Annotated in this window: 16 protein-coding genes, 1 tRNA gene and 1 rRNA gene; 7 read left to right on the top strand and 11 right to left on the bottom strand. The window is 64.2% G+C overall.

The features are described from left to right. Window positions 1-18 precede the first annotated feature (18 nt). Window positions 19-348: a DUF1992 domain-containing protein gene (locus KVX96_RS16285; RefSeq protein WP_261195794.1), complete on the bottom strand. Its 330-nt coding sequence runs from the start codon at window positions 346-348 to the stop codon at window positions 19-21. Between the two features lie 264 nt (window positions 349-612). Between KVX96_RS16285 and KVX96_RS16280 the strand changes: the two genes are divergently transcribed. From KVX96_RS16280 to bfr, 4 genes are read left to right on the top strand one after another with little or no spacing between them, the layout of a single operon-like run. After that, a complete protein-coding gene (locus KVX96_RS16280; RefSeq protein ID WP_261195793.1) occupies window positions 613-780 on the top strand; it encodes a hypothetical protein in 168 nt (55 codons plus the stop codon). Next, window positions 777-956 carry a hemin uptake protein HemP gene (hemP, locus tag KVX96_RS16275; protein ID WP_261195792.1) on the top strand — a complete coding sequence of 60 codons (180 nt, stop codon included), beginning with the start codon at window positions 777-779 and terminating at the stop codon, window positions 954-956. Before KVX96_RS16280 ends, hemP begins: the two co-directional genes overlap by 4 nt. A 45-nt stretch (window positions 957-1,001) precedes the next feature. Next, on the top strand, window positions 1,002-1,268 hold the full coding sequence (locus tag KVX96_RS16270; protein ID WP_261195791.1) for a bacterioferritin-associated ferredoxin: 267 nt from the start codon (window positions 1,002-1,004) through the stop codon (window positions 1,266-1,268). Next, the gene (gene bfr / locus KVX96_RS16265; RefSeq protein ID WP_261195790.1) at window positions 1,243-1,728 is read left to right on the top strand and encodes a bacterioferritin; all 486 of its coding nucleotides are present in this window, start codon (window positions 1,243-1,245) and stop codon (window positions 1,726-1,728) included. Before KVX96_RS16270 ends, bfr begins: the two co-directional genes overlap by 26 nt. 6 nt (window positions 1,729-1,734) lie before the next feature. On the opposite strand, the gene KVX96_RS16260 is transcribed toward bfr, so the two are convergent. The 4 genes from KVX96_RS16260 to KVX96_RS16245 form a co-directional block, all read right to left on the bottom strand. Further along, complete coding sequence (locus KVX96_RS16260; protein ID WP_261195789.1) at window positions 1,735-2,199, bottom strand: hypothetical protein; 465 nt, start codon at window positions 2,197-2,199, stop codon at window positions 1,735-1,737. Between the two features lie 9 nt (window positions 2,200-2,208). Continuing rightward, complete coding sequence (locus KVX96_RS16255; protein WP_261195788.1) at window positions 2,209-2,463, bottom strand: hypothetical protein; 255 nt, start codon at window positions 2,461-2,463, stop codon at window positions 2,209-2,211. Between the two features lie 63 nt (window positions 2,464-2,526). Next, entirely contained in the window at window positions 2,527-4,281 is a 1,755-nt protein-coding gene (locus tag KVX96_RS16250) for a glycosyltransferase family 2 protein (protein WP_261196052.1), read from the bottom strand. 74 nt (window positions 4,282-4,355) lie between these two features. Further along, the gene (locus KVX96_RS16245) at window positions 4,356-5,162 is read right to left on the bottom strand and encodes a hypothetical protein (RefSeq protein WP_261195786.1); all 807 of its coding nucleotides are present in this window, start codon (window positions 5,160-5,162) and stop codon (window positions 4,356-4,358) included. A 207-nt stretch (window positions 5,163-5,369) separates the two neighbouring features. On the opposite strand from KVX96_RS16245, the gene KVX96_RS16240 reads away from it, so the two are divergent. Then, the gene (locus KVX96_RS16240; RefSeq protein WP_261195785.1) at window positions 5,370-6,290 is read left to right on the top strand and encodes a hypothetical protein; all 921 of its coding nucleotides are present in this window, start codon (window positions 5,370-5,372) and stop codon (window positions 6,288-6,290) included. On the opposite strand, the gene KVX96_RS16235 is transcribed toward KVX96_RS16240, so the two are convergent. After that, window positions 6,287-6,832, bottom strand: a complete 546-nt coding sequence (locus tag KVX96_RS16235) for a hypothetical protein (protein WP_261195783.1) — start codon at window positions 6,830-6,832, stop codon at window positions 6,287-6,289. The two genes, KVX96_RS16240 and KVX96_RS16235, sit on opposite strands and share 4 nt — an antisense overlap. Continuing rightward, a complete protein-coding gene (locus KVX96_RS16230; protein ID WP_261195782.1) occupies window positions 6,819-8,681 on the bottom strand; it encodes a glycerophosphodiester phosphodiesterase family protein in 1,863 nt (620 codons plus the stop codon). Before KVX96_RS16230 ends, KVX96_RS16235 begins: the two co-directional genes overlap by 14 nt. A 175-nt stretch (window positions 8,682-8,856) precedes the next feature. Between KVX96_RS16230 and rbsD the strand changes: the two genes are divergently transcribed. After that, window positions 8,857-9,237 carry a D-ribose pyranase gene (gene rbsD, locus KVX96_RS16225; protein WP_261195781.1) on the top strand — a complete coding sequence of 127 codons (381 nt, stop codon included), beginning with the start codon at window positions 8,857-8,859 and terminating at the stop codon, window positions 9,235-9,237. Window positions 9,238-9,320: 83 nt separating this feature from the next. Further along, window positions 9,321-10,415, top strand: coding sequence for a hypothetical protein (locus tag KVX96_RS16220; protein WP_261195780.1), 1,095 nt, complete (start codon window positions 9,321-9,323; stop codon window positions 10,413-10,415). Window positions 10,416-10,496: 81 nt separating this feature from the next. Here KVX96_RS16220 and KVX96_RS16215 read toward each other — a convergent pair whose 3' ends face one another. From KVX96_RS16215 to rrf, 4 genes are all read right to left on the bottom strand, one after another. Then, on the bottom strand, window positions 10,497-12,407 hold the full coding sequence (locus KVX96_RS16215; protein WP_261195779.1) for an acyl-CoA synthetase: 1,911 nt from the start codon (window positions 12,405-12,407) through the stop codon (window positions 10,497-10,499). 167 nt (window positions 12,408-12,574) lie between these two features. Then, complete coding sequence (locus tag KVX96_RS16210) at window positions 12,575-14,368, bottom strand: ABC transporter transmembrane domain-containing protein (protein ID WP_261195778.1); 1,794 nt, start codon at window positions 14,366-14,368, stop codon at window positions 12,575-12,577. Window positions 14,369-14,472: 104 nt separating this feature from the next. Beyond that, a tRNA-Gly gene (locus tag KVX96_RS16205) sits at window positions 14,473-14,546 on the bottom strand. A 179-nt stretch (window positions 14,547-14,725) separates the two neighbouring features. After that, a 5S ribosomal RNA gene (rrf, locus tag KVX96_RS16200) occupies window positions 14,726-14,815 on the bottom strand; the annotation flags it as partial.

Raw genomic sequence — 14,815 nt, 5'->3', positions numbered from 1 at the left:
ACACGGTTGGCGGGTTTTTCATTGGGTGGCGTAGAATTTCCGCCGCGCTTCCTGCTCGATGGCAAGGCGCAGCTCCAGATCGGCCAGCCGGGCCAGTGCTGTGCGCCGTGCCTCCGGCTGATCGCTGCCCAGCGCAACGAGAGCCTTGCGCTGCGCGTCCACCTCTTTCCTGAGCGTGATCTCCCGCGGCAGGGCGCCAGCCTCGGCCATCACGCGAAAGCCGGCTGCTGTGGCAACGTCCTCGCCTGCACGCGACGGCAAGGGCTGCCCCTCGCCTGCGAGGCCGTCAAGCTGGCCTTCCGCACGGGCTTTCTGAATCTGACGTTCTGCAAGATCACGGAAGCGCATCGCTCCGGCTCCTTTTGCACTGGTGTCGCTGTTGTTCATATGGGGGCCCGCAGGCTCGGTTTGGAGCACCCCTCGCGCCACAGGTCAGAAGCGCACAGAAAATAGCCGGTTTTCCTGTACCCCAGCTGCCCGGCGGGAAATGGCCAACGCTTTTTATCAGGCATATTGACTCCGCAAAGTATTTTTGTCAGGAATAGACTCATCAGCCAACCCTCCCCTCTGGCGGGCCAGCCCGACACCGCGAACAGAACAGCAGGACAGCCGATGCTCATCCCTTCTCCCCAGCCCAATCGGGACGGCACCGCCGAGCGCCAGCATGCGCAGGCCAGCCGAGACGATATCCTCTCCTTTGTTCTGCAGTTCGCCCTGCCCGGCGATTTCAGCGCCGAGCGCCTGATGGACCGTTTCGACACCGGAGTGACCCGCAAATGATGCACGACCGCCCCAAGCTCTTCGCCTCTGCCCGCGCCGCGACCAGCGAGGCCGAAATTCCCCTGCACGATGTGCGCCAGATCGTTGGCGAGGGCTCGCTGGCCCATATCAAGCTCAACGATCAGGTCTACACCCTGCGCATCACCCGGCAGGGAAAGCTGATCCTCACAAAGTGACCCCGCGCACCGCCAAAGCCTGAAACGATAGTCACAGCCGCCGCCATGATCATCTGCCACTGCCAGAACATCACCCACGAGGACATCGACGCCGCCATCGACTGGATGCGCGCCGCCGACGCAGACACCGTCATCACGCCCGGCAAGATCTACCACGCCCTCGGGAAATCCGCCGATTGCGGCGGGTGCATGCCGCTTTTCCTGTCTCACATGCGAAAGAATGCTAATTGTGAGGTACCAGCCATTTTGCGCGGGCTGAGGCCTGCGCGCAGCAAAGGAATTGAGGATGAAAGGCGATACAAAGGTTATTGAGTATCTCAACAAGGCCCTGCGAAGCGAGCTGACGGCCGTTAGCCAGTACTGGCTGCATTACCGCCTGCAGGAAGATTGGGGCCTTGGCCATATGGCCAAGAAATCCCGCGAGGAAAGCATCGAGGAGATGAACCACGCGGACAAGCTGATCGCCCGCATCCTGCTGCTGGAAGGCCACCCGAACCTGCAAAAGCTCGATCCGCTGCGCATCGGCCAGACGCCGAAAGAAACGCTGGAGTGCGATCTGGCCGCCGAGCACGAGGCCCGCGCGCTCTATTCCGAGGCCCGCGCTTACTGCAACTCGGTGGGTGATTACATCTCCCAGCAGCTGTTTGAGGAGCTTCTGGGCGATGAGGAAGGCCATATCGACTTCCTCGAAACGCAACTCGATCTGCACGAGCGCATCGGTGCCGAGCGTTATGCGATGCTGAACGCGTCGAAGATGGACGAGGCCGAATAAGCCCGCCTACTTCGATTTCCCGAGATGTTTGAGCAATGCCGCCAGGAGCGGCATTGCCAGCCCGCTGGCCGCGCCCAGCGGATCGCGCCCGATGCGACGCAGGTCGCCGACAACCGCCTGAACCTCGGCCTGTGCCAGTTCCAGCTCGGCCTCCAGATCGGCCACCGCCATATCCCGCACCTCCGAGACAGCCGCTACCTCGGCTTCCGCGTTTTCCCGGCCCGCCAGCATGGCGAGGATCCCGGCAAGGATGAAATTCCCGATGGCCACCAGAAGGGCCGCCAGCGGCGCGCCAAGGCTCGCGGCCAGCGCCTGATAGGCGGCCACGTTGAGCATCACGAGGCCAAGCACGGCCACCAGCCCGGCGAAGGCGATGAAAGCGATCTGTTTGCGCGCCACGGCCAGCCGCCTCTGGGCAATCAGGCTCTCGCAGCGCAGGATGATCGTCAGGTTGCGAACCACGCGTTTCATCGGCCTCTCCTATCGTTTGGCCAGCAGAAGGCCGAGGCAGAAGGCCCCGACCACCGTGAGCACCGGGCGGTTGGCGGACAGATCCTCGATCTCTTTCACGAATTCCGAGATCAGCGCCTCGCCATCATGCTTGAGATGCTCCACGATGCCTTCCGGCTCATCCTCGGCCGCCGCTTGGGCCGCGTCGGCAATCTGATCCTTGGCCGCCGAGAGCTCCGCCCTCAGCTTTTCCAATTCCGCTTCCAGTTCCGCTTTCGTGGGCATGGTTGGGCCTCCGTGGGGAATAACCTGCAAAAGCCTAGCCGAGACAGGAATAAAATCAACGCCCTAGGCGCGGTCAAACACCCGTGCGCCGCTTGTGGCCAGCTCTTCCACTTCCGTGAACCTCTGCCCCATGATCGCCTTGGCCACCGCCGTTTCCTGTTTGCGGTAGCGGCTCAACACGCCATCGGAGAGGATCACCCGGCGCAGGGCAGCCAGCGGCGCGGCGGCCAGAACCTCGGCCGTGAGCGCCTCGTCGTCCACACGCAGCACATCCGGTTTGAAGCTGTCCAGAAGCCCCGCCAGCCCGGTGGCCGCGCCGCCCTTGTCGGCAGAGGCAAAGAGCGCATCGCCGGTGATCTGCAGACGCGCATCACCGTCAAACCCGTTCTCCGCCGCCACTTCACGCGCGATCTCGCAGAGATCGGCCCGGTTTTCCTGCGCCAGCACCTGCACTTCGGGGAAGCATTTGCAGATATGCACCGGGATAAAGCCGATACCCGAGCCGATGTTGAGCACGCGTTTCGCGTCTTCCGGGATCAGGCGCGGGGTCCAACGGGCAGCCTTGCGGTCGAACTTGCCCGCCGCTGCCGCCTCCAGCGCATCCGGGTTCATCACCCGCGCATCCACCGCCAGCATCACCTCGTGGTTCTCCACGCGCTCGATCGGGATCTCGACGCTGCGGTCAATCGGAAACGGCGCATAGAGCGGCTCGGACGGGCCGCGATCCACGATGCCCTCCGCCTTGTCCTTGGCGCGTTTCTCCTTGGCTTTCTTACCGGATTTCTCCTCCACGTCGCTCATCAGCGCGGCGATCTTTTCCGGATCGCGCGCCTTGGGCGGCTTGGCCGACACCTGCGTGATCGGGATCTTGGAGGCCTCCTCCAGCCCTTTCACCATCTCCTTATAGGCGTCGGTCTGGCGGTACTCATCAAGCTTGGCTTCCACCCGTTCAAGGGCGGCATAGTGCAGCTTGCTCAGAACCGGATCCTTCAGCAGCTCGGCCATGATCTCCGCCCGCTTCGCGCTGTGGCGCAGGATGGTTTCATCGCGCGTCTCGTTGCGGTTCTGCAGCGCCCAATAGTCGGAGTTGTACTTGTCTTTCTTGTTGTTCACGTTGCCGCGCAGCTTGCGCACGGCGTAGGAATCCACCGATTTCACCGCGTAGTGGTTCATCTGCGCCCACTCGTAGCCCACCGTGCGCCGGATCGAGCGCCAGCCGCGGAACTTGAAATACTCCTCCATCGGCTTACCGGAGCCGTTGAGCCATTTCACCGTATCGGGAAAACCGTCCTCAAGGTGCTTGTTCTTGATCGACGGCCGGTGGATGCCGAGCTTCCAGTACTCAGGGTCAAACTTGAACAGCGTCTTCACGCCCCAGCCTTTGTTCCAATTGGCGGGCGCGGCATAGAGATACTGCTCGGTGACGGGATCGCGGCTCCAGTCGACCACATGGCCCGAGCCAAAGGTGCGCCAGGTGATGACGATGCCGTTGGCATCCCCAGCGGCGGTGATCATGTCATCCAGCGTGCCATCGCCGTAGCGGATGCAAAGGAATTCATCGGCGTCAAACACCAGCACCCAATCCGCCGCCTGCACCACCGGCTCCTGCTGCGCGTATTTCAGCGCGGAGGGCTGCGGCTTGATGCCTTCGGGGATGTCGTTGCGGCGGTGATAGCCCAGCCCCAGCTCTTCGAGCCGGATCAGCATATCATCGGTCCCGTCGGTGCAATCGTTGGTGTAGACGAGGATGTCGGTGAAGCCCACGGCAAGGTGGTGGGCGAACCATTCCAGCAGGAACGGGGCTTCATCCTTCATCATCGACACCGCCAGAACGGTGCCGTGCGGGCTCTTGTGCTTCTTCAGGTCGATGGCCTCAGCCTCCCGCTGCCGCTTCAGCGCAGCGCCTTGCTTGGATCGATGCCCACCTGCTCGCACATGCGGTAGGCGTAGCTGCCGGGCAGCGGCACGTTCTTCTCCCACCACGGCTTGGTGCCGTTGGTATAGAGGTGCACCGAGAGCGTGTTCTCGGTGAAATGCCCCTCAACGCGGCCATAGGGATCGTAGAAGATGTCGTTCAGCTGGAACGGCACCGGGTAGAGCACATCCACCGGCAGCGCGCGCTCGAAATCGCCCGTCTGCTTGGCAAACCACGTGAAGGCCTGCGGGCCAAAAGCCGTGCGCTCGGCTTTGTAGATGCGCGCGGCGTGGCTCATCTTGTCGGGCAGGCGATCGTATTTCTTGCGCTGGTTCTTGTTCCACCAAGCCGGGTAGTCCGGCAGGTTGTCATAGTAATCCAGCAGCTGGTCCATCAGTTCACATTGCTGCGGCAGGCCAACAACGCCGCAGTTGAGATTGCCCGACAGCCCGTGCCCGCCGAAGACCCATTCCATCTCGTCCGGGAAAGGGCGGTGGCAGAAGGCATCACAATCGATCCAGATCGCGCCGGTTTTCTGGATCATCTTGTAGCGGAAGACGTTGGACAGGAAGGAGGCCGAGGTATCCTCCACCAGCCGCATGTCGATCTCCATGATCTCGCTCGCGGGGCGGATCTCCACGCCTTCGGGCGCGTTGTCCACGTTGTGGGTGCAATAAAGCGTGGTGGGATGGCCCTGTATCACGTGCGACTTGAGGCACAGCTGGTTCAGGTAATGGAGTTTCTCGCCAATCCACAGCGATGCGACGGGCCGCCGTTCGGTCATTGGAAAATACCTTCTCATGGAACTGCTCTTTCCCCAATCGATAGGGGGCGGCGGAGCGCAAGGCAACTGGGATTGCGGGGATCGCACCGGATCGACTGGCAAGCGTGGCGGGGCGGGCACGGGCGGCGGGGCTCTTGTCCGATTGCCGGTTTACAGCGCGCCCGCAGCGCCCATAATCCGGGCAGAGCAGCACCAGCGGAGCCCGCCTTGGACACCCCCACCCCGACCCAGCGCACCGCCGCCTTCTTCATGATGGACGGCACCGCTTACGAGCCGATGGCGATCACGCTGGCCGCCACACTGCGCCACCACAACGGCGAGGCGCTTTCGCTGTTCGCCTATGTGCCGCAGGAAAAGCTGGGCGACGTGCGGCCGATCACGCGCAAGGTGCTGAAGGAGCTTGGCGTCGCCATTCGCCCGCTGCCCGCGCCGGATCTGGCAGGCGGCATCTGGCGCGAGCCCTATCCGCACGGCAACAAGATGCTCGCCGCGCTCGATGATCGCGATTGCGACGTGAGCCTGTTTTTCGACACCGACATGGTCTGCGTCGCGCCGCTTGCCGTGGAGGGGCTGGTGCCGGAGGGCCACGTGGCGGCGATGGTCTCAGACTACAAGACATGGGGCGGGGAGAAGCGCTGGAAGAAGGCCTATGGCCTCTTTGGCCTCGACGTGCCGGAGGAGCGCGTGCAGTTTCACCGGGGGCAGCGGCTGTGGTCGCCGCCCTATTTCAACGCGGGCCTCGTGGGTTTCCGCGAAGGCGAAGGGGCCGGCGGGATGAGCTTTGCGCAGGCCTGGCTCGACACCGCCCGGCGGATCGATTTCGACACCAAGCTCGACGGGTTGCGCCCCTTCCTCGATCAGGTCTCGCTGCCGGTGGCGATCCGGCGGCAGGGATTGGGGTTCGAGATGCTCGCGCGCGATTACAACCTCACGATCCAGAACGCCGACTATGACCCTGAGGCCACACCGCGCATCCTGCATTACCACAAGCCGAAGTATCTGAAGGTCTGGCCGCAGGGGGCGGAAGCCTTCGCCGCCTGCCGCGAGATGGTGGGCGATAAGCGCTATGGGCGGCTGAAGAGCCGGTTCAAAGCCTTCTTCGCAAACGATCTGTCAGAGGCCGCCTAACAGTCCGGGTAGCCATACCCCCAGCGCCACGAAAGCCCGGTGCAGGGCGCGCCGCCCAGCCGGACAGCCCCATGCATCGCCTCGGCGATCAGCCCGTAGACGCGCACCACGGCCTCGGGCGACATGCTGTAGATCTCACCCAATTCCTGCTGCCGGGCCGCCGCCGTATCCCGCACGCAGGCCGCAAGCGCCTCATCGGCCTCTTGCCGCGCGCGCAGGCTTTGCAGCGCCTCCAGCGCCCCGCCCGCCTCGTGGTAGGCGCGATCATGCACCACGCAGCAGGCCTCCCACGGCGGAAGCTCTCCGTGGGCCTCTTCGAAGATCGAGATCTTCTCCGCCGCGAGGGACCATGCCGCGCTTTGCCAGCCCGAACAGCCATCGGTGGTGAAGGGCGCAAGCGTGCTGCCCTCTGCGCCCATAACCTCCAAAAGCTTTTCATGCGCCCGCAGCTCAAGGCGTTCGTCCAACCGCAGGTCGTCTTCATTCGCCGCCACTGGGGTGGCAAAGAGGCACAGCAGGAAGAGCGCGTTACGGAGAGTCATCACGGGTCGCCTTTCTCTCGAATTCCACGCCCAGCATATCGCTGAGCGAGATCAGCAGCCGCTGAAGCAGTGTCAGTTCGGCATGTTTCGCAATCACCTCGCGGGCCAGTTCGGGCTCATCGGTGATCAGCCCGGACACCCCGCGCGAGAGCATCTGCGACATGGTGAGCGCGTCGTTGACCGTCCAGACGTAGACAGGCTTTCCAGCCGCATCGGCGCGTTTCACCAGCCCGCGCGTGGCAAGCCCGGTGTTCACGGCAAGGAAATCCGCCTCAAGCGCCGTGAGATCCCCCACCGCCGTGGCGGCAAGCAGCCCGACGGTGGCCTCGGGCGCAAGGCCCTTGGTTTTCTCGACAGCGGGCAGTTTCAGCGACATGTAAGCCACCTGATCCGCCATGCCTTCCTCGACGACGATATCGAGCACGCGCTGCTCCAGCATCACGTCATGGCCGTAGTATTTCAGCTCGATCAACACCTTGGAGCGATCCTTGGCCGCCTGCAGCACCTCGCGCAGGGTGGGCGTGCGCTCAGCAGAATATTGCGGATCGAACCAGCTGCCGATGTCGATCCCGGCCAGCTCCTCCACCGTTACGTCCCAGACCTTCGTCGGCACGCCCGCGAGCTTCATGAAATCGCTGTCATGCACCACGATCACCTCGCCCTCGGCGGATTCCTGAACGTCGATCTCCACGAAATCGGCCTCAACCCGAAGGGCCTCGTCGATCGATGCCATGGTGTTCTCAGGCTTCGCCCCTGCCGCGCCGCGGTGCGCGATCACCAGCGCGCCGCTTTGCGTCGCGATGGCGTTGAGCATCAGGTTGCCGGTGAAGCCGCCGATGAAGATCAGCACGCCCACAACCGGGCCGATCACCGCGAGCTTGCGCAGCAGGGCGGGCATCTGCTCGGCCCGTGCCAGATAGGCTGTATCCACCACGCCGCCGGCCTCGGTGAACCCATCCGCAATGAGGATCGAGAAGGCCCCCGAGGTAATCGTGGTGACGATCACGTTGGTCACCACCCAGAGCAAAACCGCCAGCAGCAGGAACAGCGCCACGAGCGCCAGGTTGCCGCCAGAAACGGGCGCGATGAAACGGGTGCCGATGGCGGCAAGCCCCAGCACCGTGATCCCGATCGCAACGCTGACGAGCGCCCAGACAGCAAAGCGGCGCAGGAAGCGAAATCGGAACCCCTCCATCAGCCGCGCGCTCTCGGCAAAGGCGGCCTTGGGCGCGGTGCCGGAGAAGAGCACGAGCGGCAGGGTGAGCATCCATGTGAGCAGGCGGTTGATCAGGATCACGGCCATCACCGCCAGCAGGGCCCCGATCATGCCGACGGCCTGCAGGAACTCCGGCGGACGCTCGGTGAGGTAGTAGTTGATGTCATAGGCCGTGAGGTTGCGCGCGGCGATCCAGAGCCCTGCGAGCAGGAAAGGCGCGGCGATCACGAGGATACGCAAAGTGAGCCGCGCGGCGAGGCTGATCACGGCCGGCAGGCGCGGCAGCACGCTGCCAAGCCCGGTGCGAAACCCGCCGCGTCCGTAGGTACGGTCGGCCAGATGGATCGACATCAGGAAGGCGGTATCCAATACCCCGGCCGCGATCACCACCGAGGCGGCCACGATGAGGCAGACGAAACCCACCGGCGAGAGCAGGAAGTAGGCGATGTCCTGATCGGCAAGCGCGGGGTTGCCCGACATGCCGATGGCCACGCGCAGGATCAGCGCCGTCGCGGGCGAGATCACGGCAATGGCGAGCAGGCCCAGCAGCACGTGGGAGACGAGGAAGCGCCATTTCAGATACCACGCGTCGGAAAAAGCCGCCTGAACCGGTCGGTTGTGCTCTAAAAACATCGTGCCCTCGTCTCTTCGTTGGCTGCGCCGGTTGCGCCCGGCCGTGCCCTCATTGGTCGGCTGCGATGCTAGAGCCTTGGGCCGCCACCTGTCACGGGTGAATTCACGCCGCTTGATCGTATCGCCAAGCGGTGCGAGCCTTCGCGGGAGGGATACCAACCGGGAGGCATGATCCATGAAGAAAACAGGGCTGCTGCACGCCGAGTTGAGCCGCACCATCGCGGCCATGGGCCATGGCGATGCGCTAGTGATCGGCGATGCGGGCCTGCCTGTGCCGCCGGGCACGCTCTGCATCGATCTGGCCGTCTGCCTCGGGGTGCCAGATCTCTGGTCGGTGCTCGATACGGTGCTGGGCGAGCTACAGGTGGAGCGCGCGGTTATCGCTTCTGAAGCCGCGCAGGAGCTGCGCACGGCCTTCGAGGCACGGCTGCCGTGTGAACAGGTCAGCCACGACAGCCTGAAGGCCGCAAGCGCTGCCGCCCTCGCCGTGGTGCGGACCGGCGAGGCGACACCCTACGCCAATATCATCCTCTACAGCGGTGTGACCTTCGGCTAGGCCAGTTTGCGCAATAGGGCCTTCCCTTTCGGCGCGCGACCAGTGACACTTGGCAGGCACCCACAGCGCAAGCGAGCCCAGCCATGACAGCCCCTCGTGCCCTTTCTTGTGCCCCCTCCGGCCTCAAGCCCCTGCTGCTGGCCAGCGGCCTGTGGCTTTCGGCTGCCCCAGTGGCGCTGGCCTGTGCGTTTCACGATTATGTCCCGCGCCCCGGCCTTTCGGATGAACTGGAGATGAGCGAGACCGTGCTGCTCGCCCGCCCCGATCCGGCGTCGCCGTTCCGCTTCATCCCAGTCATCGCCCTGCGCGGTGTAGGCGAAGAAGTGGACCTGCCCCAACTCGTGGACAGCGTGACCCGCCGTCGGCTGGCCGCCAATCCCGACGATCACGTGCTTTTCCTGCGCCCGGACGACTACGGCGAATGGGAGCGCGGCGTTTATGTGGACGATCAGACCCGCACCTTGCTCGAAAGCCTCGTGGCCGAGATCGCGCAGGAGGGTTTCCTATCGCTGGAGCGGCGCGTTGAGATTTTCGGCCCGCTCCTGCAAAGCGAACACCCCGTCCTGAACGCCATTGCCCTACGGGAGGCCGATCAGCTGCCCTACGAGCTGATGCGGGCGCTGCCGCCGCCCCCGCAAGCCGCGCCCCATATCGCGGCGCTCAGCACCGCGAGTCAGGCGCAGAGCCATCCGATCCGGCTTTTGCTGTTGGGCCTCAGCCCCGATCCCGCCGCCCGCGCCTTTCTGGAAAACGCGCTGCTGGCAGCGGCGGCCACGGGCAATACCCGCAACCTCGGCGCGCTGACGGCGGGCTATATCGAAAGCGCCGGGGCGGAGGGCGTTGTCGCGATCGAGGCAGCTTTCTTCACCCGCCCCGCCGGACCGCGCGACATCCAGTCCGAGGCGCTGATCGAGGCCATGGCCATTCATAGCCTGCAGGGCGATCCCGAAACCACGGCGGCCATAACGCAGGCCATCGCCCACCTGCTGGAGGCCCACCCGGACTCTATCGCTCCTGTTGCACGGCAGTTCGGAGGGCGCGAGATCCCGATCTTCGCCGATCAGGCGGCCTCGCTTCTGGAGCGCGGCCTGCTCGACAGCCTTGAGATGCGCAATTCCGCCATCGAATACGTGGCGCGCTCCCGCCGCGCGGCGAGCGACGCCTTCCTGATGGACTGACGCCCCAAGAGATTGACCCCAAAAAAGAAAACCCCCGCCTCTTTCAAGGCGGGGGGCTTTTTTCGGGTGCTGCGCAGCGCGTCAGGCTTGTTTCCATTCCCATGCGCCGGGGAACTCGCCGAGGCAATGGCCCACGGTTTCCTCGTCCACTTCGCCTGTCTTGACGATCTGGGCCACGAGGCCGCGCTTCTTGTCGTCGATGACAGAGGACACCTCTACGGCAAGGCCCTGGGTGCGGAACGTCTCGTTGTAGACGCGGATGATCGCCATTTTGCGCAGATCCGGCTTGAAGATCTTGCCCACGCCGGTTTTCGGCAGCTCCGGCAGGATCTCGATGTATTTCGGATGCGCGGCACGCTCGTGCACGTGCTTCTTGGCGTAGGCCATCAGCTCGTCCACAGAGGTATCGGCCCCGGCGACAAGCTCCACATAGGCGCAGGGCAGTTCGCCCGCGAAGGAGTCCGGCTGGCCGATGGCCCCGGCGAAGGCCACGGCCTCGTGGCCGGCGAGCGCTTCCTCGATCTCGGCCGGATCGATGTTGTGACCGCCTCGGATGATCAGATCCTTGGCGCGGCCGGTGATGTAGAGATAGCCATCGGCATCCATGCGGCCCAGATCGCCCGTACGCAGCAGTTTGCCATCGGCAAAGAGCCCCACGTTCTTGTCGGCCTCGGTGTAGGTCGCCCCGGTGAGCACGCCGGGGTTTGAGATGCAGATCTCGCCCACTTCATCCACGTCACATTCGCGCAGGATGTTGCCCGCGTCATCGCAGTTCAGGATTTTCACCTCGGTGTAGGGGAAGGGCAGGCCCACGGAGCCGATCTTCTTCACACCATCGGTCGGGTTGCAGGACACGAGGCAAGTGGCCTCCGTCATGCCGTAACCTTCGATGATGTTCACACCGGTGGCCTTCTCGAAGCGGTTGAACAGCTCAACCGGCAGAGGTGCCGAGCCGGAGAAGGCGGTTTTCAGGCTGGACACATCGGCGTCCACCGGGCGCTGCATCAGCGCAGAAATCGCGGTGGGGACGATGATCACGAAGCTGACCTTGTAGCGTTCGATCAGCTTCCAGAAGTTGTCGAACACGCCTTCGCCGCGGTAGCCCTGCGGTGTCGGGAAAACAACATGGGTGCCCGCCGTGATCGCCGAGAGCATCACCGGGTAGGCCGCGAAGACGTGGAACATCGGCAGCGGCGCGATCATCGTGTCTTTCTCGTCAAACAGCAGACGATCGCCAAGCCAGCCGTTGTACATCATGCCGGAATACTTGTGCTGCGCCACTTTCGGCATGCCGGTGGTGCCACCGGTGTGGAAATAGGCGGCCACGCGATCCTCGGTGGAATCCTCGAAATCCAACGCGTCGGCGCGGTGCTTGGACATCGCCTTGTTGAAATCCAGCACCTGCGCCTGATGGCTCACCGGATTCTTGGGGCGGATCAGCGGCACGATCCAGCTTTTCGGCGGCGTCAGGTAGCGCAGCAGATCCACTTCCAGAACGGTTTTCACGTTCGGCGCCAGCGCCACGGCTTCAGCCGCCTTCTGCGCCACGTCAGAGCGCGGGAAGGCCCGCAGCGTCACCAGAACCTTCGCGCCGGTTTCGCGCAGGATCGCGCCGATCTGCTCGGGCTCCAGCAGCGGGTTGATCGGGTTCACGATCCCAGCCACGGAGCCCCCGATGAAGGAGATCACGGTTTCATTGGCGTTGGGCAGCAGGTAGGCCACCACGTCATTCTCGCCGACGCCAAGGCTGCGGAAGAGGTTGGCCGACTGCGTGACCTTGCCCTTGAGCTCCGCCCAGGAGAGCGTTTCGGCCTTATCTTTCGGGCCGGAGGTGATCTGGAAAGTGATGGCCGGACGGTTCGGGAACTTGCCCGCCGTTTCCGAAAGCAGGCCATAGAGCGTGGTGGGCACATTGCGCTCCTCCCACGGGCGCTCTGCCTCCATCGCCTTTACATCTGCTGCCGTCGCGAATTGCCGCGCTTGTTGCGCCATCGTGAAACCCTCCCCTTGGCCGTCATTCACGCCATTCTTTAGCAGATAAATTGCAGGCTTGCCTTGCCCAGCACAAGGGGCAGCGCGGCCTCTACGCAACGTCACGAGGGGCCGCGCGGGCTTTGGCAGCCCTGCCGTCGGGTCAGGGGGGCGGCCGCATTTGGCCCTCAGGCCGCGTTGGCACCCTCGGTGAACTGCAGCCGGGCCAGCCGGGCATAGAGTCCCCCTTCCGCCACCAGCGAATCATGAGTGCCCTCGGCGACGATCCGGCCCTTGTCGAAGACGAGGATGCGGTCGGCCTTCTTCACGGTCGCCAGCCTGTGCGCCACCACCAGCGTGGTGCGCGTGGCGCTCATCACGTCCACCGCTGCCTGAACGGCACGTTCGCTTTCGGCGTCGAGCGCCGAAGTCGCTTCGTCCAGCAGCAGGATCGGCGCGTCGCGCAGGATGGCCCGCGCGATGGCGATCCGCTGCTTCTGGCCACCCGACAGCATCACACCGCGCTCACCCACCTGGCTTTCGTAGCCCTCGGGCAGTTCGGTCAGGAAGTCATGCGCCGCGGCGGCCTTTGCGGCGGCTTCCACCTCCGCATCAGTGGCATCCGGGCGGCCAAAGCGGATGTTCTCGCGTGCGGTCGTGCCAAAGATCACCGGGTCCTGCGGCACCAGCGCGATGTTCTGGCGGAAGTCAGCCCGCGCCATGCTTTTCACATCCACACCGTCGATGCACACGCTGCCAGACGTCGGATCATAGAAGCGCAGCAGGAGCTGCAGGATGGTGGATTTCCCGGCGCCGGAAGGGCCGACGAGGGCCACGGTTTCACCCGGCGCGATTGTCACTTCGATATCCTCCAGCGCCGCGACTCCCAGCCGGGAGGGGTAATGGAAGGTGACCGCATCAAAGGTAACTCCGCCTTTGCAGGGGCTCGGCACGGCCACAGGCGCGTCCGGGTCCAGCACGTCGTCAGGGGCGTTGAGCAGCTCCACCAGCCGTTCCGTGGCCCCGGCGGCGCGCTGCAGCTCGCTCCAGATCTCGGACAGCGCACCCACGGAGCCTGCAACCATCACCGCATAGATCACGAATTGCACCAGCGCGCCGACGGTCATCTCGCCCGCGCGCACATCCCGCGCGCCGATCCAGAGCACGCCAACGACGCCGGAGAAGATCAGAAAGATCACGATCACGGTCATCAGCGAGCGCGTGGTGATGCGCTTCACGGCGGAGCGATAGGCGCTCTCCGTCACGCTGCCGAACCCTGCGCGCGTGATGGCTTCGTGGGTGAAAGCCTGCACCGTCTGCACCGCGCCAAGCGCTTCGGAAGCGTTGCCTGAACTGGCCGCGATCAGATCCTGGTTTTCCCGGCTCAGGCCGCGCAGTCGCCGCCCCAGCACGATGATCGGCACGATCACGGCGGGCACGATCAGCAGCACGAGGCCGGTGAGCTTCAGGCTGGTAAACACCATCAGCACCATGCCACCCAGCAGGATCAACATGTTGCGCAGCGCCACCGAGACAGACGAGCCGATGACAGACTGGATCACGGTGGTGTCCGTCGTGATGCGGGAGAGCACCTCACCGGTCTGCAAAGTCTCGTAGAAGCGCGGGCTCAGGCCGATGACACGGTCGAACACCGCCTTGCGGATGTCGGCAACCACACGCTCGCCCAGCCGGGTGACCATGTAGTAGCGCAGCCCCGTCCCCAGCGCGAGCAGCGAGGCGATCAACAGCGCGGCGGCGAAATAGCTGTCCAGAAGCTGGGTTTCTCCGGTGGAGAAGGAATCCACCACGCGGCGCACGGCCAGCGGCAGCGCCAGCGAGACACAGGCCGTAAGTACAAGCGCAAGCCCGGCGAGCGCCACGTAAGCGCGATAGGGCAGAATAAATGGCCAGAGCCCCGCCAATGCGCTCACGCGCTTGGATTTTTCCCTGTCTTCGGGCCGGGTCTGATCTGTGCGCGCCATCGGTCTGCCTTGCGTCTTTTCCTGTGTTTCATCCGCAGTAAAGCCTGCAAACACGGGCGGCAAGGGCGCTTTCGTCGCGCCTGAGGCTGGATCTGGGGGCGGTCTGGAGCGGGTAGCGGGAATCGAACCCGCACCTTAAGCTTGGAAGGCTCTTATGATACCATTTCACCATACCCGCTCGGTGCGCCGGTGGTATGCCAAGGCATGAGGGGCGTCAAGAGCCGGGTTTTGCCCGGGCTGACCGGCTAGGTGTCCACCGGCTTCCCACTGCCCAAAACACGAAAAACCCCGCGGCAAGGCGGGGCGTTCGGTAGGTCTTGGTGAAGATCGTATTGAGAGTTTAAGGCTTTTTATTAGGTTTGGCGGTGACCTACTCTCCCACGTCTTAGGACGCAGTACCATCGGCGCGGCTGTGCTTAACTTCCGAGTTCGGGATGGGGTCGGGTG

The organism is Pseudoruegeria sp. SHC-113, from assembly GCF_025376885.1.
Lineage (GTDB): Bacteria > Pseudomonadota > Alphaproteobacteria > Rhodobacterales > Rhodobacteraceae > Pseudoruegeria.
The sequence above is the reverse complement of the archived record's forward strand: the minus strand, read 5'-3'. Positions and strand labels throughout refer to the sequence as shown.

What these genes read in the sequence shown, in the direction of transcription:
- KVX96_RS16285 (WP_261195794.1), bottom strand. Translation starts at nt 348, where the DNA reads ATGCGCTTCCGTGATCTTGCAGAACGTCAGATTCAGAAAGCCCGTGCG.
- KVX96_RS16280 (WP_261195793.1), top strand. Translation starts at nt 613, where the DNA reads ATGCTCATCCCTTCTCCCCAGCCCAATCGGGACGGCACCGCCGAGCGC.
- hemP (WP_261195792.1), top strand. Translation starts at nt 777, where the DNA reads ATGATGCACGACCGCCCCAAGCTCTTCGCCTCTGCCCGCGCCGCGACC.
- KVX96_RS16270 (WP_261195791.1), top strand. Translation starts at nt 1,002, where the DNA reads ATGATCATCTGCCACTGCCAGAACATCACCCACGAGGACATCGACGCC.
- bfr (WP_261195790.1), top strand. Translation starts at nt 1,243, where the DNA reads ATGAAAGGCGATACAAAGGTTATTGAGTATCTCAACAAGGCCCTGCGA.
- KVX96_RS16260 (WP_261195789.1), bottom strand. Translation starts at nt 2,199, where the DNA reads ATGAAACGCGTGGTTCGCAACCTGACGATCATCCTGCGCTGCGAGAGC.
- KVX96_RS16255 (WP_261195788.1), bottom strand. Translation starts at nt 2,463, where the DNA reads ATGCCCACGAAAGCGGAACTGGAAGCGGAATTGGAAAAGCTGAGGGCG.
- KVX96_RS16250 (WP_261196052.1), bottom strand. Translation starts at nt 4,281, where the DNA reads ATGATGAAGGATGAAGCCCCGTTCCTGCTGGAATGGTTCGCCCACCAC.
- KVX96_RS16245 (WP_261195786.1), bottom strand. Translation starts at nt 5,162, where the DNA reads ATGACCGAACGGCGGCCCGTCGCATCGCTGTGGATTGGCGAGAAACTC.
- KVX96_RS16235 (WP_261195783.1), bottom strand. Translation starts at nt 6,832, where the DNA reads ATGACTCTCCGTAACGCGCTCTTCCTGCTGTGCCTCTTTGCCACCCCA.
- KVX96_RS16230 (WP_261195782.1), bottom strand. Translation starts at nt 8,681, where the DNA reads ATGTTTTTAGAGCACAACCGACCGGTTCAGGCGGCTTTTTCCGACGCG.
- rbsD (WP_261195781.1), top strand. Translation starts at nt 8,857, where the DNA reads ATGAAGAAAACAGGGCTGCTGCACGCCGAGTTGAGCCGCACCATCGCG.
- KVX96_RS16220 (WP_261195780.1), top strand. Translation starts at nt 9,321, where the DNA reads ATGACAGCCCCTCGTGCCCTTTCTTGTGCCCCCTCCGGCCTCAAGCCC.
- KVX96_RS16215 (WP_261195779.1), bottom strand. Translation starts at nt 12,407, where the DNA reads ATGGCGCAACAAGCGCGGCAATTCGCGACGGCAGCAGATGTAAAGGCG.
- KVX96_RS16210 (WP_261195778.1), bottom strand. Translation starts at nt 14,368, where the DNA reads ATGGCGCGCACAGATCAGACCCGGCCCGAAGACAGGGAAAAATCCAAG.